Source organism: Streptomyces hirsutus, assembly GCF_001418415.1.
Taxonomy (GTDB): Bacteria; Actinomycetota; Actinomycetes; order Streptomycetales; family Streptomycetaceae; genus Streptomyces; species Streptomyces hirsutus.
In genome coordinates, this window is record NZ_LIQT01000273.1 from 1 (window position 1) to 23343 (window position 23343).

General features: G+C 67.6%; 15 protein-coding genes and 2 pseudogenes. 7 read left to right on the forward strand and 10 right to left on the reverse strand.

Annotated elements, in window-relative coordinates; genetic code table 11:
* A partial coding sequence (locus tag AOK11_RS20680; RefSeq protein ID WP_055595232.1) for a PQQ-dependent sugar dehydrogenase occupies positions 1–2485 on the reverse strand: 2485 nt, incomplete at its 3' end.
* A 288-nt stretch (positions 2486–2773) separates the two neighbouring features.
* On the opposite strand from AOK11_RS20680, the pseudogene AOK11_RS41995 reads away from it, so the two are divergent.
* Positions 2774–3350: pseudogene (locus tag AOK11_RS41995) on the forward strand (IS6 family transposase); the annotation flags it as partial.
* A gap of 76 nt (positions 3351–3426) precedes the next feature.
* Here AOK11_RS41995 and AOK11_RS20685 read toward each other — a convergent pair.
* From AOK11_RS20685 to AOK11_RS20695, 4 genes are all read right to left on the reverse strand, one after another.
* Positions 3427–4725, reverse strand: a complete 1299-nt coding sequence (locus AOK11_RS20685; protein WP_240497422.1) for a glycosyltransferase — start codon at positions 4723–4725, stop codon at positions 3427–3429.
* A gap of 621 nt (positions 4726–5346) precedes the next feature.
* Positions 5347–5913, reverse strand: coding sequence for an FG-GAP repeat protein (locus tag AOK11_RS40300; RefSeq protein WP_338058934.1), 567 nt, complete (start codon positions 5911–5913; stop codon positions 5347–5349).
* A gap of 177 nt (positions 5914–6090) precedes the next feature.
* Positions 6091–8259 (reverse strand): MMPL family transporter, encoded by a 2169-nt coding sequence (locus tag AOK11_RS20690; RefSeq protein WP_055595219.1) that lies wholly within the window; start codon positions 8257–8259, stop codon positions 6091–6093.
* A gap of 26 nt (positions 8260–8285) precedes the next feature.
* Positions 8286–8834: a TetR/AcrR family transcriptional regulator gene (locus tag AOK11_RS20695; RefSeq protein WP_055595220.1), complete on the reverse strand. Its 549-nt coding sequence runs from the start codon at positions 8832–8834 to the stop codon at positions 8286–8288.
* Positions 8835–9373: 539 nt separating this feature from the next.
* Between AOK11_RS20695 and AOK11_RS20700 the strand changes: the two genes are divergently transcribed.
* The gene (locus AOK11_RS20700) at positions 9374–9802 is read left to right on the forward strand and encodes a VOC family protein (protein ID WP_055595221.1); all 429 of its coding nucleotides are present in this window, start codon (positions 9374–9376) and stop codon (positions 9800–9802) included.
* A gap of 36 nt (positions 9803–9838) precedes the next feature.
* On the opposite strand, the pseudogene AOK11_RS40305 reads toward AOK11_RS20700, so the two are convergent.
* The 4 genes and pseudogenes from AOK11_RS40305 to AOK11_RS20715 form a co-directional block, all read right to left on the reverse strand.
* Positions 9839–10268: pseudogene (locus AOK11_RS40305) on the reverse strand (transposase family protein); the annotation flags it as partial.
* Positions 10269–10867: 599 nt separating this feature from the next.
* Positions 10868–11086, reverse strand: coding sequence for an SAM-dependent methyltransferase (locus AOK11_RS20705; RefSeq protein ID WP_240497423.1), 219 nt, complete (start codon positions 11084–11086; stop codon positions 10868–10870).
* Between the two features lie 180 nt (positions 11087–11266).
* On the reverse strand, positions 11267–13306 hold the full coding sequence (locus AOK11_RS20710) for a S8 family serine peptidase (RefSeq protein ID WP_055595222.1): 2040 nt from the start codon (positions 13304–13306) through the stop codon (positions 11267–11269).
* Between the two features lie 42 nt (positions 13307–13348).
* On the reverse strand, positions 13349–14293 hold the full coding sequence (locus AOK11_RS20715; protein ID WP_055595223.1) for an endonuclease/exonuclease/phosphatase family protein: 945 nt from the start codon (positions 14291–14293) through the stop codon (positions 13349–13351).
* Positions 14294–15509: 1216 nt separating this feature from the next.
* On the opposite strand from AOK11_RS20715, the gene AOK11_RS20720 reads away from it, so the two are divergent.
* Positions 15510–17714, forward strand: a complete 2205-nt coding sequence (locus AOK11_RS20720) for an endonuclease (RefSeq protein ID WP_055595224.1) — start codon at positions 15510–15512, stop codon at positions 17712–17714.
* Between the two features lie 415 nt (positions 17715–18129).
* Here the strand turns inward: AOK11_RS20720 and AOK11_RS20725 are convergent, their stop codons facing one another.
* Positions 18130–18885 (reverse strand): AfsR/SARP family transcriptional regulator, encoded by a 756-nt coding sequence (locus AOK11_RS20725; protein WP_055595234.1) that lies wholly within the window; start codon positions 18883–18885, stop codon positions 18130–18132.
* An 863-nt stretch (positions 18886–19748) separates the two neighbouring features.
* Between AOK11_RS20725 and AOK11_RS46220 the strand changes: the two genes are divergently transcribed.
* The 4 genes from AOK11_RS46220 (at position 19749) to AOK11_RS20740 (ending at position 23271) form a co-directional block, all read left to right on the forward strand.
* A complete protein-coding gene (locus tag AOK11_RS46220; protein ID WP_276204836.1) occupies positions 19749–19880 on the forward strand; it encodes a hypothetical protein in 132 nt (43 codons plus the stop codon).
* A gap of 15 nt (positions 19881–19895) precedes the next feature.
* The gene (locus AOK11_RS20730) at positions 19896–21446 is read left to right on the forward strand and encodes an esterase/lipase family protein (RefSeq protein ID WP_055595225.1); all 1551 of its coding nucleotides are present in this window, start codon (positions 19896–19898) and stop codon (positions 21444–21446) included.
* A gap of 20 nt (positions 21447–21466) precedes the next feature.
* Positions 21467–22159 (forward strand): peptidoglycan DD-metalloendopeptidase family protein, encoded by a 693-nt coding sequence (locus AOK11_RS20735; protein WP_055595226.1) that lies wholly within the window; start codon positions 21467–21469, stop codon positions 22157–22159.
* 500 nt (positions 22160–22659) lie between these two features.
* A complete protein-coding gene (locus AOK11_RS20740; protein WP_240497424.1) occupies positions 22660–23271 on the forward strand; it encodes a S41 family peptidase in 612 nt (203 codons plus the stop codon).
* The last annotated feature ends 72 nt before the right edge of the window (positions 23272–23343 follow it).

Consider the following 23343-nt stretch of genomic DNA (forward strand, 5'->3'; position numbering starts at 1 on the left):
CCTTGACCGAGCCCGACCGGGTTCCGCTGCCGGAGGTGGTGAAGGAGTACTCGTCGACATCGAACAGCGAGCCGGTGCCGCCCTTGAAGACCAGGAACAGCGTCGTGGAAGCGGCGGGCTGATGGGACAGGTCAGTGGTCACGTCCTGGAAGACCTCCCAGCCGCCGGTCACCGGCACGGTCGCCGTGCCGAGCACGGTGCCGGTCGGGGACCCGGCGCGTACCTCGATGGTGCCGCCCGCGCCTGCGGAGGAGACCCGGGCCGTGAACTTGGTGGTGTTGTCGAGGGCGTACGGGGTGAAGGAGATCCAGTCGCCGTTGTCGATGTGGCCGACGGTCTTGCCGCCATGGGCAGGGCTGTGGTTGACGACCTGGACACCGGCGGAGTCGCCGTAGTGCTCGGCCTGCCGGTGGGTGGGCTGGCTGATGTGCTGGTCGTGTGTGGTCAGCGCGGGCTGGCCGTTCGCGCCCTTGTCGGTGTACTCGGCGTCGATGACACCGAAGATGTTGGCGTTGGGGTCGTGTTCGCCGTCGGCCAGGGTCTGCAGCGTGCCGGTGCAGCCGGTGGTCGAAGTCTGCGGGTGGCCGTGGCTGTCGTGCCCGACGATGAACGAGACCTTCACCTTGGAGCAGTCGACGGTGCCGTCCTCAGGGTCGGTCACCGTCACTGCGAACGGGATCGCGGCGCCGAAGTCGTAGATGCGTCCGTCCGCAGGTAGGTCGATCCTCACTGTGGGGGCGGTGTTCCCGACGGTGATCTGCACGGACGCCGTAGCGGTCTTGCCGGTGGTGTCCGTGACCTTCAGTGTGGCCGTGTACTGGCCGTTGACCGAGTAGGTGTGGGAGGTATTGGCGGCGGTGGAGGTCGCGCCGTCGCCGAAGGCCCACGAGTAGCCGAGGGCGTCTCCGTCCGGGTCCGAACTGCCGGCCGAGGAGAAGGAGACGGTCAGAGGTGCCTTGCCGGAGGTGACGTTCGCCTTGGCCTGCGCGATCGGGGCGAGGCCGCCGGTGACGTGTTCGATGCGGTACAGGGCGGAGTTTTCGTCGCCGTTGAAGTAGCCGGTGCCGTAGTCGAGGACGTAGAGAGCGCCGTCCGGGCCGAAAGCCATGTCCATCACCTGGGTGCCGCTCCAGGGGAAGGGGTTGATGGACTGCACGGTGCCGTCGCCGGCCGCTTCGATGCGCTTGATCCAGCGGCGGCCGAACTCGCCGGCGAAGAAGTCGCCGTCGAACTCCTGCGGGAACTTGACCTCGGAGGTGGAGCCGGCGTCGTAGCGGTAGACGGGGCCGCCCATGGGAGACTCGGAGCCACCGCCGAACTCCGGTACGGAGGTGCCGTTGTAGGGGATCCAGGAGGGTTGGGCAGGCGGCAGGTCGGTCAGGCCGGTGTTGTGCGGCGAGGTGTTCTTGGGTGCCGAGCAGTCGAAGGTGGTGCCCGGAGTTCCGGTGGCGAAGTTGTAATCGGTGTAGGCGTCGTTCTTGCCGGTGCAGTATGGCCAGCCGTAGTTGCCCGCCTTGGTGATGCGGTTGAACTCGACCTGGCCCTCGGGCCCTCGATCGGGCTTCGCGGTTCCTGAGTCGGGACCGTAGTCGCCGAGGTAGACGGTGCCTGTGGCCTTGTCGACGCTCATCCGGAACGGATTGCGAAAGCCCATCGCGTAGATCTCGGGCCGGGTCTTGGCGGTACCGGGCGGGAAGAGGTTGCCACTGGGTGTCGAGTACGTTCCGTCGGCGTTGACCTTGATGCGCAGGACCTTTCCGCGCAGGTCATTGGTGTTGCCGGAGGAACGCTGGGCGTCGTAGGCGGGGTTGCGGGTCGCCCGCTCGTCGATCGGGGTGTAGCCGTCGGAGGCGAACGGGTTGGTGTCGTCGCCGGTCGACAGGTAGAGGTTGCCCGCCGCGTCGAAGTCGATGTCGCCGCCGACGTGACAGCAGATGCCGCGGGACGCCGGGACGTCGAGGATCTTTTTCTCGCTGGTTGGATCCAGGGTGCCGTCGGTCTTCAGGACGAACCGGGAGAGCCGGTTGGCACCGTCGAACGGCGTGAAGTCGGAGGCCGATCCGTCGGAGGGGGCGTCACCGCTCGGAGTGCTCAGTTTGGGGGCGTAGTACAGGTAGACGAAGCGGTTGGAGGCGAAGGCCGGGTCCACCGCGACGCCTTGCAGGCCTTCCTCGTCATGGCTGTAGACGTCGAGTTTGCCCGCCACCTTCGTGTTTCCGGCTCCGTCCGTGAGCCGGACGGTGCCGTCGCGCGAGGTGTGCAGTACCGAACGGTCCGGCAGCACGGTCAGGGTCATGGGCTCGCCCGTTTCGGTCACCCCCTTGGCGAGCGTGACCTGCTGGAACTCCGCGACCGCTGCCCTGGGGCCGTCGGCTGGGTCCGGTGGTGCGGCAGCCGCTGTTCCCGGTATCAAGCAGCCGGTGGCACACACCACCGCCAGCGCTAACGAGCGGACGAGTCTGGGTCTGAGCAGTTTTGTGCGCACAGACGTCTCCCGAGGTGTGGGGTAGACAACAGGACATGATCAGTCCTGTCGAGGGGAGCACCGGCGCGCGCCGTCGCGCCGTCGAGCCAGGCTTCAGGTGCATGAACGGTTCGATTCAAGGAAGTTAGCGGCCTTGGTTCCGGCGCGTAACCCCTTTCGCGAGAGATCTCTCGACTTTCTCCTTGATCGGGACAAAGCTCGCGGGGTGTCGGATGTGGGGCGTTGTCGCATTGACTGACCGGCCTGGGATGATCTTGGAGTTGATCGTGCCGGGGAGGGGGATCGCTCGTGTCGCCCGCGTCGCCGTCGTACAAGGACTACCGGTACCCGGTGGAGATCATCGCGCACCGCGTGCGACTGTACTTCCGCTTTCGGCTCGGCTTCCGCGAGGTCGAGGAGCCGATGTTCGAGCCCGGCGTGCTCGTCTCCCACGAGACCGTCCGGCGCTGGTGCGAAGTTCGGGCAGGGCTACGCCAACGGCCTGCGCCGCCGACAGCCCCGGCCCGGCCCGGGGACAATGACACCTGGACGAGGCCTTCATCAAGATCAGCAAAGAGCAGAAATACCTGTGGCAGGCCGTCGACGCCGACGGCACCGTGCTCGACACCCTTCTCCAGGACCGAAGGGACAAGGCCGCAACCCGGCCTTCTTCCGCAAACCGCTCAAGAGAACCTGTTCGGTGCCGCGGGCGATCGTCACCGACAGGCTCCGCTCCTGCGGCGCGGCCCACCGTGAAGTCATACCCTCGGTGGAATACCGCTGACACGAGGGCCTGACCAACCGGGCCGAGAACAGTCAACAGCCCGCCCACCGGTGCGAACGCGTCATGAAGGGCTTCCGCTCCGTCGGCGGAGCCCAGCAGTTCCGCCCCGGCGGTACGCGGTACGCGGTGCGCAGATAGCCGGGGGCATGGGGGGCCGGTTCGTCCGAGGGCCGGGGGATCAACCCGTGGCGGCCTGCTCGATCAGATTCGCGGCCGTATGCAGCCCGTCGCGCGCCCGGATCGTCTCACCGGCCTCGATGAGGGTGCGCCGCAGAGTCGTATCGCCGAGCAGACGGCCGATCGAGCCGTGGAGTTGGGCGTCGGTGAAGCGGTACGGGTCGAGCCGGACGCCGTAACCCAGTTCGGCCATGCGCTGGGCGTTGTCGTACTGGTCCCAGAACAGCGGCAGCAGGATCATGGGCTTGCCGAAGTGGAGGGCCTCGGTCGTCGTGTTGTTGCCGCCGTGCGTGATGACGAGGTCGACCAGCGGGAGGATCCGGGTCTGCGGCAGGAACTCCTTGCCCCACATGGTCGGCGGCAGCTCGACTTCCTCGTGCAGCGGGCCTTTGGAGACGATGTAGCGGTGCGGGGTGCGGGCGAGCGAGGCGATGACCCTGCGCATGAGGTCCACGTCGGCCGAGCCGAGCGAGCCGAGGCTGAAATAGATCAGCGCGCCGCCGTCGGCCAGGCCGGGCGGCAGCGTGAACCTCTCCTGCGTCTCGCGGACCGAGGAGTCCAGCCGGTGCCAGGTGGGGCCCAGCGGACGGGCGTCCGTGTAGTCGGCCGACTCGGGATAGACGTACAGGTTCAGATCTCCCTCGTGGATGAACTCCAGGTCGGGCAGCGGACGCGCGCCCTGCTCGGTCACCCAGGTGCTGAAGTCGCTCCACAGGCTCCGGTGCGTGCGGTCGTACTCGGCACGGAATTCGTCCCACTCGCTCCGGTCCCCGGCCGGATACCCGGAGAACGGCGGCGGAACGCGCTCTCCCTTCATCTCCAGCGGGTTGCAGGAAACGATCCGCACGAAAGGAACGCCCGCCGTGGTCAACGCCGGGAAGCACACGACGTTGTCCTCGACGATCACATCCGGCCGGACCCGATCGATGATCTCCTTCATCTGCGGCTCGCAGTACCGGGCGCCGGAGACCAGCTCCTCCCACACCGGCTTGATCCAGGTGCCCAGCTGCTCGATGGTCGGCTTCCGGAACTCGGGCGCGGTGTTTCGTATGAAGTCTTTCCAGAACTGGCCTGCGTCCTGGGGTTGTTCGGGCGGCGGCGGGGCCAGATCGACCAGCTCCTCCTCGAAACCGAGCGGCGCGAGGCGGCCCTTCCAGGACGCTTCCGCGGCAAACACCACACGGTGCCCCCGGCGGCGCAGGACACCCCCGATCCCTACGCAGTTGTTCGTCGGCCCGTACGCGCTCTCCGGTGCGAAGAGGATGGTCAGGGGCCGTAACGATCTTTCCGTAGGCGACAAGTCCAACTCCTTTACCTGCGACGGCGGTTCCGAAGTCTCGCACCGGACACGAGAGCCGGGACCCAGCCTGTGCACCCCATACCGGCACCGGCCACCACCAGCCTATGTGCCCGAGCACACGGGCATGCAGCTTCGACTGCGCCACCGCAGGCTGGGCGAAGGACTGCGCCTGGGCTCATGCTCGGGTCGATCTGCCTGCTTCTCGCCAGTCGCGCCTCCGTCCAGGTACAGGACAGGGAACCAACGAGGATCTTGTGCTGATGAGTTGAGAGGTCGAGCATCTCTCTCAACGGCACAGGAGCCTCGTGCGTTGCGGGGACCGGCCTTGTCACCCGGTCAGTGGCCACTCCGAGAACGCTCAGTGAGCCCCCTATGGTCTCTCTGTCGTTGTCGATCAGCTCGATCGGGGGATCCCTTCACCTCGCCCATCATGACCGGTTGGCGCCCTCTCCCACTCGCCAAGGCGATGTCCGCGTGTGCCGGCATGAGACCGGAGAGGATGAAGTGCTCTTTCAGGCGGTGCTGAACTCGTGGGCGTGGACGCCGGGCCACTCCCCCGCCGCGGGTCGTCCAGGATGAAGAAACCTGTCATTGCCGCCCCCTCGCATACACCGCCCCACGTCAGGGACCGGGTCCCCGAAACAAGCCACCACCATTACCGGCACACCGAATTGACAAGTCGTCACTTACATCGAACCGGCACATCGCACCAGCGCCCTGTTTCCCCGGGGCCTCGTGCGTCAGTGTCCGGCATCCCGAGCCAAGGTCGGACAGGACCGGTGGAGACGATGCCGTCGGAGAGCCGGCGCATCGCGCTGCCGGCCCGTTCGGTGCTGGACAGGGTGTCGGGGACACGGTGCCCGAGGCGTTGGCGAGGAGCGTGTCGCGCCGATGCCTGAGGGTGCAGCGAGGGCATGGACCAGCGGCTCGTAGTCGTTCCGCTGTCACGCGGGTGGGGCGGGGGCGCCGGAGTTCGGTGTCCGCGTTCCGTTCGGCGCCCATGTCCTCTCCGGGAGTCCCCACCGCGAGATCGGTGCAGCCGTCACCGTCGGCATCGCCCACCGCGAGGGAGTTGCCGAATTCGTCACCGGCTTCCACGCTGCCCGGCACGCCCGGAGTGTTCTGATCGATGGTGCGCCGGCTACGGGCGTCCGGTCCGGTGGCGGAACCACTGAGGACACCGAGCACGCCGCCCTTGCGGTACGCCTCCGAGGTCGAGACGTGCCCGACGACTGTCGCGTCGTAACCGTCGCCGTTCAGATCGCCCGGGGCCAGATTGCGAGGAAAGGGGAAAAACGAGGGAGGACGGGAGCGCTGTGCGGCTCCCGTCCTCCGGGGTGCGGTCCGGTCCGGCCGGTGCGCGGGTCAGACCGAGACGGGGGTCTCGTCGCGTGTCTCCACGGCCAGCTGCCGGTTCAGCTTCTCGCCCTCGATGTCGAGGTCGGGCAGGGCCTTGTCGATGGGCTTGGGCAGCCACCAGGCGGCACGGCCGAGCAGCGACATCACCGCCGGGACCAGCGCCATGCGGACGACGAAGGCGTCGATGACCACGCCGACGGCGAGGGCGAACCCGATGGATTTGATGATCGGGTCGTCCATCAGGACGAAACCGCCGAACACGGACGTCATGATGAGTGCGGCGGCCGTAACGACGCGGGCGTTGTGGCCCATGCCGCTGACCATGGCCTCCTGCGGGTCGGCGCCGTGGACGAAGTCCTCGCGCATGCGGGAGACGAGGAAGACCTCGTAGTCCATGGCGAGGCCGAACAGGATGCCGATGAGCAGGATCGGCAGGAAGCTCACCAGCGGGCCGGGGGTGTCGACGCCCACCAGGCCGGCGAGGTGGCCCTCCTGGAAGATGGCGACGGTGATGCCGAAGGTCGCGCCCACGGTGAGCAGGAAGCCCAGGGCTGCCTTCAGCGGTACCAGGACCGACCGGAAGACCAGCATGAGCAGCAGGATGGACAGGCCCACCACCAGGAGCAGATACACCGGCAGGGCGTCGGCGAGCTTCTCCGAGACGTCGATGCCCAGGGCGGTCGCGCCGGTGAGGGCGATGTCGGCGCCCTCGATGTCCGCGACCCGGTCGCGGATGTCGTGGACGGCGTCCTCGGTGGCGACGGCGGTCGGGCCGGCCTCGGGGATGACGGCCAGCAGGGCGGTGGTGCCCTGCTCGTTCAGCTGCGGCGGGGCCACGGTCAGGATGCCGTCGGTGTCCTTGATGAGGGCGGTGGCCTTCTCGGCGGCCGCCCCGGTGGACTGCGCGTCCTCACCGTTGACGACGGCGATGAGACGGCCGTTGAAGCCCTCGCCGAAGCCCTCGGACGTCAGGTCGTACGCCTCGCGTGCGGGGGAGCCCTCGGCGGCGGTGCCCGCGTCCGGCAGGGCTATACGCATGTCCTGGGCCGGGAGGGTGAGCGCGCCCAGCCCGAGGATGCCGATGACCAGGAGCGGGATGCGCAGCTTGGTGACGAGCCGGCCCCAGGTGAAGCCGAAGCCCTCGGCGACGGTGCCGTCCTCGGCGGTGTACCCGCCCGCGTGACGCTGCTTGCGCGGCAGGATCTTCTTGCCGGCGAAGGAGAGGAAGGCCGGCAGCAGGGTGAGGGCGACCAGCACGGCGACGGCGACGGTGCCCGCCGCGGCCAGGCCCATCACACTCAGGAAGGGGATGCCGACGACGGAGAGGCCGGCCAGGGCGATGACGACGGTGGCACCGGCGAAGACGACGGCGGAGCCGGCGGTGCCGGTCGCGCGGCCGGCGGCCTCCTCGGGCTGGAGGCCCTCGGCGAGGTACTGGCGGTAGCGGGAGGTGATGAAGAGCGAGTAGTCGATGCCGACGGCCAGACCCAGCATCAGCGCCAGGACGGGGGCGGTGGAGGTCAGTTCGATGACACTGGTCAGGGAGAAGAGGCCGGTCATGCCGACCGCGACGCCGATCAGCGCGTTCAGCAGGGTCATGCCGGCGGCGACCAGCGAGCCGAAGGTGACGACCAGGACCACCGCGGCGACCAGGACGCCGAGCGCCTCGGTGGAGCCGATCTCCACCTCACCGCCCATGACCTCGCCGCCGTGTTCGACCCGCAGGCCCTCGACGTCGGCGCCGACGGCCTCGTAGGCCGACTTCTGCGCGTCGGTGACCTCGTCGGCGGCCTTGTCGAACTGCACCTGGATGAGGGCGTAGCGGCCGTCCTGGGAGACGGCGCCGGTCTGGAACGGGTCCATGGCGGCGGTGACGCCGTCGGTCTCGGAGGCTTCCTTCACCACGGGTGCCACCGCGGCGGGGTCCAGTTTCTCGCCTTCGGGCGCGGCGACGACGATGGTGCCGGTGGCTCCGCCGGCCTGCGGGAACTGCCGGTCGAGGTCGTCCAGCGCCCGCTGGGACTCGGTGCCCGGCATGGAGAACTTGTCACTGGTCGGGCCCATCAGGGTGGCGGCTCCGACACCCAGCAGGGTCAGCAGGAGCAGCCAGACCGCGACTATTCGGCCTCTTCTGCGGAAGGAGAACCGCCCGAGCCGGTACAGCAAGGTCGCCATGGAGGAGGGGTCTTTCCGTTAGGGGGTCAACTGGGGGTGTGGTCAAGTGTCCGCAGCGCACTGCGGATCATTTCGGCGCGCAGCACCTCGTCCGGCGCCACCTCGTCATCGGTGGCACTGGTGATGAAGACGGCGCCCAGCACCATCCACGCCGCCACCCGGGCCGGTGCCTGCCGCGAGCGGCCGGCCAGCGCGTCCAGCAGCCCGTCCGCCAACTCCATGACGTTGAGGTCCTGATGGCAGGACATCTCGGCGATGTCCTCGAAGAGAAGCCGGATCTCACGGCGGAACCGCAGCGTCAGGTCGACGTATCCGACGACGGTCTCCTCCACCAGCCGGCCACCCTCCAGCCCGGCCACGCGGTCGAGCAGCGTGGCGAGGGCGTCCTGAGCCGGGGTCAGCAGCTCGGTGAGGATCTTTTCCTTGCCGGCGAAGTGGTAGAGGAGTGACGCCTTCGAGCATCCCGCGTCGGAGGCGATGTCCTGCAATGAGGTGCCGCGGAAGCCGTGCACGGCGAACAGTCGCAGTGCCGACTCCAGGATCTGACCGCGCATGGCGGAGGCGGAGCGTGCCATGCGCCAAACATAACTGTCCGATCGGTCAGAACTGACCGATCGGACAGCGTGCCGCTGTGGCTTGCATCACGCTTCCCGCCAGAGGCTTGTACGTGGCGCACACGGCCGACTTCGCCGGCTCGCGCCCGCAAGCACCGGTCCTCGGAGAGTGCGGCGCAGCAACTGCTCGTCATCACGGCCCATCCGTTCAGCCTCGCAGCCGCCACTGACAGCGCCGACCTGGCTGTGTCAGGTACGGAAGAAGGGCCTGGCGGGGTTGCGGGCGCGCACGGCTCGGAGTGGGTGCGGTTTTCGGTCCTCACTCGGGAGGGGTCTTCTCTGCAGGTGCGGCCCCGGGCCGCAGGCTGCCCTCGGGAAATGCGGTGAGGGCCGTGGCCGACGGCCTGGTCCGGAACGACGGGCAATCCCTTGGAGGCATCGACATCGGGTCAACCCCTGCGACTGCACGACGCAGCAGCGGCCCGCAAGACCTTCTTCCCGTCAACATGCAGATTTCTAAAGGGAGATGAGCAACAGAGCCTCCCTGTTATGGTGCGCCTGTGTCATCGATCAAGCAGTTCCAAGTCACCTTCGACTGCGCGGAACCTGAGCGTCTCGCTCGCTTTTGGTGCGAGGTGTTGGGCTACGTCGTACCGCCGCCACCGGCGGGCTTCGCCACTTGGGACGATTTCAACCGCTCCCAGGCTCCCGAGGATCAGGGTTCATGGTTCGCCTGCAGTGATCCCTCAGGGCTGGGCCCGCGACTGTACTTTCAGCGCGTCCCCGAAGACAAGGTCTCCAAGAATCGGCTGCATCTTGACGTGAGAGTCGGTACCGGACTCGTGGGGGAAGAGCGCCTGGCCGCACTCGAGGCCGAATGCGCACGGCTGATCCCGCTCGGCGCGGTACGCGTGCGACTCCTGTATGACGGCACCGATTCGTGCATCGTGATGCAGGACATCGAGGGCAACGAGTTCTGTCTCGACTGATTATCCTCCGAGCCGGCGAGGTGGGGAGCCGCCTCCCTTCGCTCCGGGCAGTTCCCACGCCTTGCAGTCGTTGCGGTTGCCGGGCAGTGGCCGGCCGACGGCCACGACCAGCCGGGTGTCGGCGTCGATGACGACCTGGTGGTTGGTGGAGTACCGGTAGTTCTTCGACTGCTCGGCGACCTGTGTGGTCGCGGGTGGGGACCAGGGTGCCGTCGACGATGCGGTCAGCGGCCGACTTCGACACCCCGAACAGCGGGGCGAGCTGCCGCAGTGTCAATTTATTACGCCAGTAGGCCGCTACCAGCAGGATCCAGTCCTCCAGCGGCAGGCTCCAAGGCCGGCCCTTGCGGACCGGGTCGGCGCCCTCGCGTCGCAGCGCGGTGATGAGCTTGCCGAACTGCCGTGGGCTCAGCCCGGTGAACGGGGCTATCCAGGAGGGCTCCGACGCCGTGATCACACCAGACACAGCAAGATCATCTCACCTGTGACCAGCAGTTACGGGACAACCCTTGATCAGGCATGCGCGTGACGTGGTGCAGTCGCCCTCCGTGATGCGGCGTGGTGTGCAGGAGTGTCCGAACCTGCGGCCGTCAAGCGCTGCAGCCACAGGGAGGCCGTGAGCAAGAGGCCCGTGAAGACGGCCAGGAGGAGGGCGGACACCCACATTTGCCGGCTCCCGGGAGACTGCCAGCCAGTCCAGGCAGTCGATGCCGCCCACAGCAGGACGCCCGCCATGTAGAAAGAGCGGACTCGGCGCAGCTGCCGCACGGCTCGCAGGGACATGACGTGATCAGTCTTGGATGCCATGCCGGCCCGTATACCCCCGTGCGCGCTGTTCAGCGGTTCGGGTTCGTCCTGCTGTTTCGCTGGTTCGGTCACCTTGGCTCTTGCTGCTGGGGCGCTCTTCGAAGTCGCGTCGTACTGCCGCACCTCGGTCTTCGATGATCCCTGCGCCGTCGGGGAGGTCCAGAACGGCGTCGCAGTGCCTGCACAGTTTCCCGTCTTCGGTCGGCGGGGGCCGCGGCCTGCGAAGACGCCGACGGGCGGGAGGTCGGAGCGGCCGCGTTAGGGGCGGGGTTCGCGGTAGTCGTCGTGTTCCGGGAACTGGTCGAAGATGAAGAGGATCTCCACGTGGGAGAAGCCCTCCAGACTTTGGAGGCACGCCTCGCCGAAGCGCTCGTCGATGGTGATCGTGCTGCGGACGGCGCCCCAGTTGTCCGTGTGCTGGACGTCCGTTCGGTTGTTCCGGACTGTACCTATCGGTGTGACCTCGAAGCTTGGCATGGCAAGGTTCTATCGCTTTGGTCAGCGTCGTGCCCAGAGGAGGATGGCGGCGAGGGGGAAGTGCGGCCTGGTGGGCGAGCTTGACTTGAAACTGCCACCCACCACACCTTGACACCCCATCAGCCGGTCACACCCCCGCCGACGTGACAACGTCCCCGGCGGGCCGCAGCCGGCAGCCGGTCAGGAAATGCGCCACGCGAAGGCGTAGGGCTGCGGGAAGCGGGTGATGCGGTGAGCGTGGACGATGACCGTGACGTCTCCGGTGGGGATGTCGTCCCACTGGACCTGTTCGACGTTGTTGGTGCGGTCGAACTCGGCGGACGTGCCCACGTTGCCGTGGCGCTCACGGCCGTCGGCGGTCCGGACGACGAGGTCGAGATCGTTCTGCAGGGCCGCGCCGGGAGGGTCCGTCCAGACCAGTGTGACTTTGAACGTCGGCTCCGGACCGCCGTCCCGCTCCGGGATCCGTATGCGCAGCAGCTCCTGTTCGCCCTGGTCCAGCGGGCCGCCCTCGTGGAAGCCCACATGTTCGTCGTCTCCGGGGAGGGCCACCGAGCGGGAGAGGTCCACGCGGCCGAAGCCGGAGTCGTTGTTGGGCGACGGGCCCGCCTCCGAGGGGTTGTACTGACCGGGGAGTTCGACCGCGCCGTTGATCAGCATGGCTTTGATGAGCGCCGCACTCGGCTGGGGGGTGCCGTTCTTCACCAGGGTCTCGCGCAGGACCGCCACGCAACCGGCGACCAGGGGCGTGGCCATGCTGGTGCCGCTCAAGAAGAAGAACTTCGGGTCCGCGGAGGCACCGAAGGGGTTACCGGGGATACTCGCCGCGGCACGTGACAGTGTGGAGAGGATCGAGGTGCCCGGGCCGACGACGTCCGGCTTGATCCGTCCTTCCCGGGTCGGCCCGCGGTTACTGAAGGCGGCCATTCCGTCCGGGTTGTCCGCCTGCCGATCGTCGCGGATCGGGTTGACGGGGAAGTCCCGGCCCCAGAGCTGGCCGTAGGTGGAGCGGATTCCCGGGCGACCGTTCTCGCTGGCCCCGATGGTCATGCAGTTCTTGGCCGTCCCTTCCGATCCGACGTCCCCCAGGTTGACGCGACCGTCACGGTCCCGGTCATTGCCGTCGTTGCCCGCCGCGAAGCAGATGACGAGGTCCTGGTTGCGCCAGACCATGTCGTCGATCTCGAACGCGCTCCTGTCGTACGGCAGCCCCGGCACGGTCGAGCCCCAGGAGTTGGTGTGCACGCGCGCGCCGTCGTTGTCGTAGGGAGGTGTGAAGAGGTCGCGCAGGTCCACGGGGATTCCGCCGAGCCTCCCGCTACGGTCCAGGAGCGACTGCAGCACCAGGGTGGCCCGGGGCGCGGTGCCCTGGACGGCCCCACCCATCGCGGCGGACGCGGCGTCGCCGAGCACGGAGCCCGCGACGTGGGTGCCGTGCCCGTCGGGATCGTCCGTCCGGGTGGGCCGGCCGAGGGCGTACAGACGGGCGATCCGGCCCGTGAAGGCGCTGTGCACATTCGTGGTGGAGCCCAGGTCGAAGCCGGTGTCGGCTACCGCCACGACCTGCCCCTCACCCTGCTGCGGCGTGCCGTCCACGACCACGTCGGCGTGCATGATCGGTCGGGCGACGCTGTTGTACAGACTCCGCTCGGGGACTTCCTCGACCTGCCGCACCTCGTCCACGGCCGTGAGCGCGGCCAGGGACTCCTCCGGCACCTCCACACGGAATTTGCCGCGGGCCGGACGCAGGTCGTCGGGGCTGAGCCCGGCCGCCACCGCGATCCGCTGCCGCACTTCGTACGAGCCCGAGTCGACATCGTCGTGAAGGACGATGTCAACGGTGCGCGTCCCTGGAGCCAGGGCGTCGGCGGGTGCCCGAAGGACCGAGATGTCCGGCCGCATCCCTTCCCCGCGCAGCGAAGAAGCGATCTTGAAACCATCGAGATACACATCTGCCCAGGTCACGAAGGGCAGGTCGCGTACCGCGTCCAGGTCGGACGGCTGGTAACCGCACAGATACGTGTTCTCCGGCACGTATTCGTGGATCACCGCGCCCAGCTGAGTCAGCTGTGCCTTCTCCTCGGCAGAGAGCACGTGGTCGGTCTGGACGAGCAAGTAGTTGGACCGGGAGGCGTCCTCGGCGATCAGGGAGGCGTCGGCCAGCTCGTTTCTCTGGGCCAGCGGGTCGACCGACACCCCGTTGATGGTGATGCGAGCCATGCTTGCGCTCCGTATTCCGTAGATTCTGCCTTTCAGGGGTCTTCAGGCGATGGTGAAGTCCATGACGAGGGGACAGTGGTCGGACGCCTTGGGCTTGTCCGTGCCGACGCCCGGGAACCGCGGCCCGGTGTAACGGGCCGCTCGCAGCGGCATGCCCATGCGGAGGATCTCGGGCACCGACTCCGCGGACGCCGCGGCGACGGACGCCGAGGGGAGCAGGTAGTCAAGTTGCCGGTACTCCTTGCCCTCCTGGAAGAAGTGGGTCCACTGGTCGGCCTCGGGAAGCCGGGTCACCACGTTCTCGACTTGGTCCCATTCGACGAGACCGTCGATACCGGAGCTGCCGTCCGGCCCGAGGTAGTCGTTGAGGTCGCCGAGGATGACGAACGAATGGTCTCCGGGCGAGGCTGATCCGAAGCGCCCCGTGACGAGCTCCTTCACCTTCGCGGCCTGGCGCTGCCTCTTTCCCCGGGTTTCGGGGCGCCCACCCTTCATGGACTTGAAGTGGTTGACGAAGAGCGTCACGGTCGTGCTCTTGGATTCGCTCTCCCTCACCTCGACATCGACCTCGAGGCAGTCCCGCGAGAACAGCGCCGCGGTCGGACTCATGGGGTCCATCAGGTGCTGGTGCGAGCGGATGCGGGTGATGGGCAGCTTGGACAGCACGGCGACGTCGATGAGGCGTGGATCATTGCCGTCCACTCCCGCGACATAGGGGTACTCGGCACGCCCGCCGAGGGCCTGTGCCCGGAAGTGCTTCAGGGTATCGACGTTCTCGACCTCCTGGAGAGCGAGCACATCCGCGCGGATCTCACGCACCGCTGCACCCGTGATGGCCTTGTCGTCGACGCCCAGCTCCTCGAACTGGGTCTGCTCGACGACCCAGCCGCGTGTGTTCGCGGTAGCGGGGGCAACACCGTCTTTGAACCGCCATCGGGCGAAGAGGTTCTCGACGTTGAAAGTCGCCAATCGCAAAGTGGTGGACATGGGCCCTCCCACGACCGGATCACAGCCCGGCGCCGCCGGAACCAGCGGTGGAGGACATACCCGTACCGGGGGCATCCGAGGCTTTGGACCGCCCTCGGCTCCGGTCCACGGGTAAGCCCGCGGGGCATACGACCAGTGTCCGCCTGGCCTGGGGCCGCGGCAACCCAGGGACGTTCCGTCAGCTCCCCCAACTTTCCCCACGACCACCGCGCTCTGATTTTCCGTCACGAATGGTCGTGATCACGGTGGCAGTTCCGCAGGCACTTCAAGGCGATTCGTTTGGGTCTCTCGCGCCGGCCGAGGTGGTCGTTGACGATGTCCGTGTGACCAACAAGCTCGTGCATGGTTGGAGGTGGCGTCTCGAGGCAGTGGTCGCTGACCATGATTTGTACGGTGGGGAACCGGGCACGTGCGCAGCGATCATTCGAAGCCGGCGGATCACCGGACTGACGCCCGATGTGATCGCCGAACTCATCTTTGAGACAGGGCCGTTGCCGCAAGATCGGCACCAGGCCACGCCGGCGTTGCGCCCTCGCCGCCGGGCCGTCGGCGCGGGGCCGTCGGTGCGGGGCGAGACACAAGCCGGTCTTCGTCGACCGCCCATTGGCCCTCCTCGTCCACTCCGGTGGCCACGCTCATCCGTCTGTGGCACGGCCCCCCGCACGCTGCGGACCGACGCCCTGCGATCCGGTTCTCTTCGGCGAGGACGCCGAAGGCGGGCCCCGGAGCGGCGATGGTGTCGTCGGTGGCGGCTGGCGACGAAGTCGTCGATGGTTGTACATAGTTCAAACACCGTCCGCCTCGCGGTGCCCTCAGGAGGGCTCGTCGAGCGAGTGACCCTGTTCTTGCGACCGGTCGGCGACGTCGTGCGGTTCGGCCTGGTTCAGGAGGGCACCGGTTCGCCGGCCGCGGCACCCGCCCATACGGACGGACCTCACCTTCACAAGATCACTCCGCAACCCGGTCCGCACGTCCACACTCTCAACCACAACTTGATGAACCCTCCCAGACCTGGACTATCCACTCCTTTACACATACGCCCCTCATCTGCAAGCATCGGTAGCAGAAAGAACTTTACGAACAGCAGTGCGCCGTACATCATCCGCGCACATCCCCGGCAGAGCCGACGCCTTCCCCCGAACGCCGTCCCGCCTGCCTCAGAAGAACCGTGTCTCAGACACCACCGCCACAATCAGACCAGGCCAGGAGGCAGATCATGGTCACGGCGGAGCTCGCTTCCGAACGAGAGTCGGACTATCTGTCGCAACTGACGATGGCCGCGGCACGCTATGTGAACCGAACCGAACGGCGGGAGAAAAACCAATCCGTTCTCGAGACCCGTGGCCCGCTGTACGCGGACGCCCCCGAGCGAGTCGAAAAGCGGCTGGCACGTCTCGGCGCCGACTGGGCCATGGCCCGGGCGATCGAGCGGACGCCGACGGAACCCGCCAGCAGCGCGGGAAGCACCCTGCAGCTGCCCCCAGAGGCCTTCACCAGTGAAGTGCTGGGACTGGAGCGCCTCATCGGGCGCAACAACCTCACCCCCATCGCGTTCCTGGAGGAAGGCGTTCAGGTCTCCCGCTCGGTCGGCCGGATCACCATCAGCGGACCGGGGGGCGGACACGGCACCGGCTTCATGGTGTCCCCCTCCCTACTGCTCACCAACAACCACGTGCTGCGCGGCACGGAGGAAGCGAGCCGCAGCAAGGTCGCGTTCGCGTTCCAGGACGGCATCGACGGGAGCCCACTCGTGCCGGCGGTCTTCCAGCTGGAACCGCTCCGGTTCTTCGTCACCGACCGGGCGCTGGACTACAGCCTCGTCGCGGTGGCCCCGCACGGGGTTCAGGGCGAGGCGCTGTCGTCGTTCGGCCGGTTGGTCCTCAGCGAGGCCGAGGGGAAGGTCGTCGTCGGGGAGTTCGTCAACATCATCCAGCATCCCCGGGGTGAGCCCAAGCAGATCGCGCTGCGCGAGAACCAGATCGTCGACGTGCTGGAGCGGTTCCTGCACTACGAGTCCGACACCCGTGAGGGTTCGTCGGGTTCTGCGGTTTTCAACGATCAGTGGGAGGTAGTCGCACTGCATCACTCGGCTGTCCCGAAGACCGATGCCGAGGGTCGGCCACTGAGCATCGACGGCACGGTGTGGCGGCCGGAGATGGGCGAACAGCAACTGGCCTGGCGGGCCAACGAGGGGGTGCGGATCAGCCGCGTGCTGCGGGCTCTGCACGAGGCGCCGCTGTCCGGTGAGGCGGCCCGGCTGCGGGACGAGGTGTTCACCACAGGGCTCACTTCGTCCCCTGCGGAGAGCGCCCCTCCGATGCCCTCCCCCAACGGCAAGTCCACCCGGCCGGGGGCCGACGGCTCACCAGCGCAGGCACAAGAACAGATGCACGCGACTGACGGCGCCGCCCAGTTCACCATCCCGCTGCGGATCACCCTCGGCTTCGATACACCCTTGTCTTCGCAGTCCGCTCTCTTCGCCCCGCTGGCCGCGCTCGCACCGATGCCGAAGGCCCCACCGCAGCCGCTCCCGACCGGACGACCGGGCGTCGTGTCAGCGGTCGAGAAGGACGTCGAGGCGGCCCTGACCAATCACCGGCTCACTCAGGAACGTCCCTACTACGACCGGACCGCGGACTTCGCCACACGCGACGCGTACTACGCAAACGTCGGCACCGGCGACGGTGACGCGCTGCGCCGCGCGCTGACCACGCTGCTGACGGAGACCCACGAGCCCCAGCCCAGGTACAAGCCGATGAGGCTGGTCTACCCATGGGTCGACCTGCACAAGGACGGTCGGCTGCGCAGCATCTACTCGGGCAAGGACTTCTCCGCCGAGGAGCTCATACTGGCCGACGCGGCCGTGGCGGAGGCCCGGCTGGCCCGGGTGCAGGAACTCCTGTTGCAGGAGAGCACGGCGGGTCCGGCCGAGTTCGAGGCGGAGTTCGATGCCCTGGAGGCGTCCATGCCGTTCAACTGCGAGCACGTGGTGCCGCAGTCGTGGTTCGCCAAGAAGGAGCCGATGCGGGGCGACCTGCATCATCTGTTCGCGTGCGAGGCGGGCTGCAATAGTTTCCGCAGCAACTTCCCGTACTTCGACTTCCCCGACTTCGACGAAGCGGTCCGGGACGCCTGTGGGATGCGCGAGAGCGTGGGATTCGAACCGCAGGAGGGCAAGGGCGTGGTCGCCCGTGCCACCCTGTACTTCCTGCTCCGCTATCCGGGCCAGGTCGGCGACGCGGCGCGCGAGTTCCCCGAGGACCGGCTGCCGGTCCTGCTGCAGTGGCACGAGAGCGAGGCGGTCACCGAGTACGAACTGCACCGCAATGCGGCCATCGCGGAGATCCAGGGCAACCGGAATCCGCTGATAGACCATCCCGGGTGGGCACGCGAGATCGACTTCACCGGCGTCTGGCCCTGAGGCCTGTGCCGAGCCCGGCTGATCCCTCCCATCCGCGGCGACTGAACACGGAGAGCCACATCACGGCCGGGAGAACGGCAGCGCACCAGGTCGCGGCACGGAGTGGTTCGCGCCGCGACCTGCCACGACGGGCGGTAGGGACGGATCGAAGGGCCGGCTTCGACGAAGCCGTGAGAAGAGAACCTTGCCGGCCCGCGAGTCCCCCTGACCGCCCGCTGGTTCTCCTCCGCGTACGCCTTCGGCCAATCCTTGAACGCAAGTGATCGGACAAGTCGGTTTCCCGAAGGGGGAACCTTCTCCGGAAAAGTCCTCTTCCCGTGTGGATCCGGGTGCTTCCGGGTGGCGGTTCGATGGCTGGAGCCGGTAGCAATTCGATGGCTGGAGCCATGGAGGAAGCACCGAAGAACACCGGCGATCACCGGAACCATCCTCGAAGGCAGTCCCGGCCCCGTGGCGTGATCCGCGCCGGTAGTCCCTCGGGAAGCATCCGGGCGAACCGCGGCGAGGGCGCGACGCCCAGTTCCTCGTTCAACAACCTGCAGAACGCGTCATAGTGGCGCACCGCTTCGCTGATGTTGTCCTCCGCGAGATGCGCCGACACGATGGCCCGATGCGCACTCTCCCGTAAGGGCTCCGCGCGTACGCCTGCCCAGGCAGCCTCCATCGCCAGGGCCGGTCGGCCCTGCCGTATCAGGGTCTCGGCCAGCATGTCGAGCGCGTGCAGTCGCAGTTGCCGCAGGCGTTCACGCTCCACCATCACCCAGTCCTCGTCCCACCCCGGCAGCAGATCCTCTCCGGTCAGGAGTCCCAGTGGTGGCTGGGTGTGGAAGAGTGGGCCGCGGTCTTCCACGACGTCGAGTGCCGTTTGCGTGAGGATGTGGACGTCAACGCGCAGGGTCGGGGCGACCAGCAGTGAGTCTCCGCAGCACCCGATCAGAGGTGGTCCCCCGTGCGGCAGCTTCCACAAGGTGGTGCGTAGGCTGCCCCGGGCGTGTTCCTCGGTGACCTCGGGCCACAACGTGCCGGCGAGGATTGTGCGGGACACCCGGCCCCGCAACCCCATGAACGCCAGCAACCGCTGGCCATTGCGGCACAGTTCGACGGTCTCAGTACCGAGTTCCAGCCGGAACTGGCCGAGCAACCGCAACTGGGGAGGAGACACCAACCTCATCGCCTCGCTCACAGTGTGTTGCGTGAGCGCACCTCTAAAGGCTGTCCGGCCTCGTCGACAATGCGTCGCCGCCGGTCGGTCCTCCGGTGCGCCCTCGAGGACGTACCGCATCCTCCGAGGAGGCTGTCATTACCAGTTTCAGTCCCTCGTCCGCACTGTGCAACCCCGCTTGACGAGCGGCACACCCGGCTTCTCATGACCATCGGACACCACCGTCCCTGAGCACATCTCTTGAGTCGATGACGTCAGGATGACGTCGCGCTGACAGTGATTCCGTAGCGTCGGACACGACGGCTGCATCGGCGACATTCGATTCCCGCAGCCTCACAAACAGCCCTCTGATCGCAGTGGAGATGCCATGACCGCCACGGCGACCATCGAAGAGGTCGTATGCCTGCGGTCGGTGGCATCGACCGATTTCGATCTCCCGGCAGTGATCCGCGACCTGTTCCGGTCCGGCCACCGACTGCCGGGCGTCGGCCTCGTCCATCAGCCCAGCGGCATCGGCAGTGTGGGCCGGATGGTCCAGGGCGCCCTCGATGAGACTCCGGACGACCTCCGTGCCATCGGCACGGTGTCATCCGAACCGGACAACCCGCCGGGGCCCTGTGGAACCACGGCCAAGGCCGGCGCGGAAAACCGGATCGCCGTGGGAAGCACGGTTCTCGTGGACGGTTCCCAGGCCCTCTTTCCGTGGGACCGCGGAGGAGCCGATTCCGTGCCGGCCGAGAAAGGACGCCACTGCGGTGAATGCCGCGCGATGCCCGGCGGCAGCTGCCCCGGCAGGACCGCCGCCAACCGCGATCGGCAGGGGGAGCCGCACGAGGGCCGACCCGCACGAAGCGCACGTCCGTCTCCCCCTGGTGGACGATCCACGCTACGACGACTTCCACAACTGGAGGCCGTCCATCCTGGGCGAGGCGCCGGGCGGGCACACCCCCCATGCCTTCATCGACCACCCGGCGGCCTGGCCTCCGGACATCGGTGCGTACTGAGCCGGTGAGGATCGTATGTCCACGCCCCAGAAACTCCCCCTCGTCTACGTCCGAGGGTTCGCCGGCGACACGGCAGGCATCAACAAAGCCGTGACGGATCCCTTCTACGGATTCAACGAGGGCTCCACGCACATCCGTATCGGACCGGACAACGAGCCGGACTTCTACCAGTTCGAAAGTCCGCTGCTGCGCCTGCATCTGGACGAGGACTACCAGATCCTGGTCGACGGCAGTCAGGCGATCTATCTGAATTCCCATGCCACGATCCCACCCGAAAGCATCTGGATACACCGCTTCTACGATGTGTCCGCGAGCACGTGGAGCGGCAGGCCGAAGGAATTCCGCGTGGAGACGGCTGCGGAGGACCTGCTGACGCTGATCGACACGATCAGGGAGAAATCCGGGGCACCGCGCGTCCATCTGGTCGCGCACTCCATGGGCGGCCTGGTGTGCCGCTGCCTGATCCAGAAGATCCTTCCGGACCTCGGCCGCGACCCCGCCGAGTGCGTCGGGAAGCTCTTCACGTACGGTACACCGCACGGTGGCATCACCTTCGACTTCGGCTTCGGCATGCTGGAGAGGTTGCGCGACACCATCGGCATCAACGGTGCGCAGATCTTCGGTCCCGAGCGGATGTACGAGTATCTGACGCCTGAGTCCGTCGCCGATCCGGACGGCCCGCCGGAGGGGTGGGATCCCCGCGAGATGCCCCTGGACCGGCCGTTCGCCTTCCCCCGCGACCGGGTCTTCTGCCTGATCGGCACCAACCCGGCCGACTACGACGTGGCGCACGGTCTTTCCGCTGCCACGGTCGGGCCCCGCAGCGACGGTCTGGTACAGATCGACAACGCATACGTCCCCGGTGCCCATCAGGCGTACGTGCACCGCAGCCACAGCGGACGCTACGGGGTCGTCAACTCCGAGGAGGGCTACCAGAACCTGCGGCGCTTCCTGTTCGGTGACCGCGAGGTGAAGGCCGCGCTCGTCGGTCACCGGCTGCCGCAGCGCAAGGACACGGCCTGGCAGGCCGAGGTCGCTCTGTCGGTACGCGGCCTCCAGATCGTGATGCACGAGCGGACGAGCGCCCAGTGGTGCCCGATCCAACTGCGGGACCGCACGCGGAACCCTACCCCTGAAGGCCCGACGGAAACCGCCACGGACACCGCCGGAGCCGTACCACTGGTGGACACCTTCCTGTGCAGCGGCCTGGCCCATCCCGGAGATACCGGCACCATGCGGTATGCGCTGCATCTGCGGATCCTGTCGCTGCGTGAACGCGACGGCCTGCTGAATTTCGGCGACCACTTGGAGCAGACCGCCGACTTCGACGACATCCTCGTCGTCGACGTCGGCGCCGACGGTGCGACCTCCGTGCCCGCCCTCTCGGCCGTCTGGAACTCGGCCATCGCCGGTTCCATCAGGGACCACCGCCCGGGCAGCCATACCCGCGGCGACGAGAATCCGGGCCCCGACATCTGGGTCAACCACATCGAACTGCCTGACACCGCCGCCCCGATCGTGGGTGCGGACGCCCGACTTCGGCTCACAGTGACGCCCTGGCAATAACGAGAGGACGCGAGTCCGTCATGGTCGCTTTGTCCAACGTCCAGTTCGGCAAGAAGAACAAGGACGTACGCGTCGTGCAGAAAGCACTCATCGCCCGTGGCCGCAAGATCCCGGATGGAGCCACCGGCTTCTTCGGCGAGCAGACCAAGGCCGCCTACCGGACCGAACAACTCGCTCAGGGATTCAAGGGAACCGACGCCGACGGCGTCCCCGGCTGCACCTCACTCACCACCCTCGGCCGCCATGCCGGCTTCGCCGTCGACTGCAAGGGCGCCCCACCCGCCAACAGGCAGGGAGGCACTTCCGGCAAGGGACGTGTGCCGTCACCCGTCCCCGGCCACAAGGTCACCTTCGGCTTCTTCTCCCGCGGGCCCTACGCATGGAAGCCGGACGGTGTCGGCCGGCACACCGGACAAGATTTCGCCGCAGACTCCGGCACCCCCGTGGTCGCGGTGCGCAGGGGCACCATCGCCTGGTCGAACGGCAAGGGGGGAGCGTACGGCCAGTGGATCGGTCTGCGTGCGGACAACGACCATGTCTACACCTATTGCCACCTGTCGCAGCGACAGGTGAGGACCGGGCAGAAAGTCACCGCCGGACAGCGGCTCGGCGCGGTCGGCAGGACGGGCAACTCCACCGGACCGCACCTCCATTTCGAAATGTCCAGGCACTCCACCTGGTCCTACGGCAACGTGGCGAAGCCCATCTGGTGAGCGAGCGAAGGCGTCCCCCGTGCCCCAGCACCATTCCTACCCGGTCCCGGACGAGCCCGAGGTCTTCGTACCGGTCGAGGTCGAGGGCCGGCAGGACGGCTACGACGCGGTCATCAGCTCACCACCGAACGTCCCTCCGACACCGTGTGTCCGCAACCCTGACCGTATGGACGCCTGGGCTGAGGGCGCCGCATCGGGCAGTCGCCACAGGACGGGCTCATCGTGGACGTCCGGGACAACGGCGGCGGTCACATCCACGCCGCCGAGTTCGCCTTGCAGGTCCTCACCCCCCGCCGGATCGCCCCCGAGCCGGTGCAGTTCATCAACACCCCGCTCAACCTGCGCATCTGCCGCAGGCACCAGGACTCCTCCGGCATTGACCCGGGCGCTTGGGTCCCCTCTCTGGAGCAGGCCGTCGAGACCGGCGCCACCTTCTCGGGCGCCTTCCCCTCACCCCCGAGGACGGTGCAAACGCCATCGGGCAGCAGTACTTCGGGCCAGTGGTTCTCATCACCAACGCCCGCTGCTACTCGGCTACCGACATCTTCGCCGCCGGTTTCCAGGACCACCGGATCGGCCCCGTACTCGGTACCGACGAGAACACCGGTGCCGGCGGTGCCAATGTCTGGACCCACGAACTTCTCTCCGACCTCCTCCAAGGTGACCGAGCCACGCCGTACGTACCGCTGCCGAAGGGAGCCGGCATGCGCGTATCCATCCGCCGCACCCTCCGGGTCGGTGCCCTGTCCGGCACTCCTGTGGAGGACCTGGGCGTCGTCCCCGACGAGCTGCACCGGATGACTCGCCGGGACCTGCTGGAGGACAACGCCGATCTCTTCGACCGGGCAGGCCTGCTCCTCAAGGACCGGGAGCCGCACACCGTGTCCGTCACGGACGCCGTTTCCGTCAACGGCTCCTTGAAACTCAAGGTGAAGGCGGCGAACGTCGATCGTGTGGACGTCTACGTCGACCAACGACCTTACGCATCGGCCGATCTCACCGACGGTCAAGCAGCTGTGACGGTGCCCGTCGCAGCGGCCGCTCGGGCAGCCCGCATCGATGGCTTCGAGGCCGGCCGGTTGGTCGCCGGCAAGACGGAACAGCTCCCCTGACACTCCCGCCGGACTTCTGTATTTCTGCTGGTCAACGTCCTGGCGGTGGGAAGTCCAGCGAGGGTGCGGCAT

Excerpts from the sequence above, each read along its gene's own strand:
- AOK11_RS20690 (WP_055595219.1), bottom strand. The coding sequence starts at position 8,259 with ATGGCGACCTTGCTGTACCGGCTCGGGCGGTTCTCCTTCCGCAGAAGA.
- AOK11_RS20695 (WP_055595220.1), bottom strand. The coding sequence starts at position 8,834 with ATGGCACGCTCCGCCTCCGCCATGCGCGGTCAGATCCTGGAGTCGGCA.
- AOK11_RS20705 (WP_240497423.1), bottom strand. The coding sequence starts at position 11,086 with ATGCCAAGCTTCGAGGTCACACCGATAGGTACAGTCCGGAACAACCGA.
- AOK11_RS20710 (WP_055595222.1), bottom strand. The coding sequence starts at position 13,306 with ATGGCTCGCATCACCATCAACGGGGTGTCGGTCGACCCGCTGGCCCAG.
- AOK11_RS20715 (WP_055595223.1), bottom strand. The coding sequence starts at position 14,293 with ATGTCCACCACTTTGCGATTGGCGACTTTCAACGTCGAGAACCTCTTC.
- AOK11_RS20720 (WP_055595224.1), top strand. The coding sequence starts at position 15,510 with ATGGTCACGGCGGAGCTCGCTTCCGAACGAGAGTCGGACTATCTGTCG.
- AOK11_RS20725 (WP_055595234.1), bottom strand. The coding sequence starts at position 18,885 with ATGAGGTTGGTGTCTCCTCCCCAGTTGCGGTTGCTCGGCCAGTTCCGG.
- AOK11_RS20730 (WP_055595225.1), top strand. The coding sequence starts at position 19,896 with ATGTCCACGCCCCAGAAACTCCCCCTCGTCTACGTCCGAGGGTTCGCC.
- AOK11_RS20735 (WP_055595226.1), top strand. The coding sequence starts at position 21,467 with ATGGTCGCTTTGTCCAACGTCCAGTTCGGCAAGAAGAACAAGGACGTA.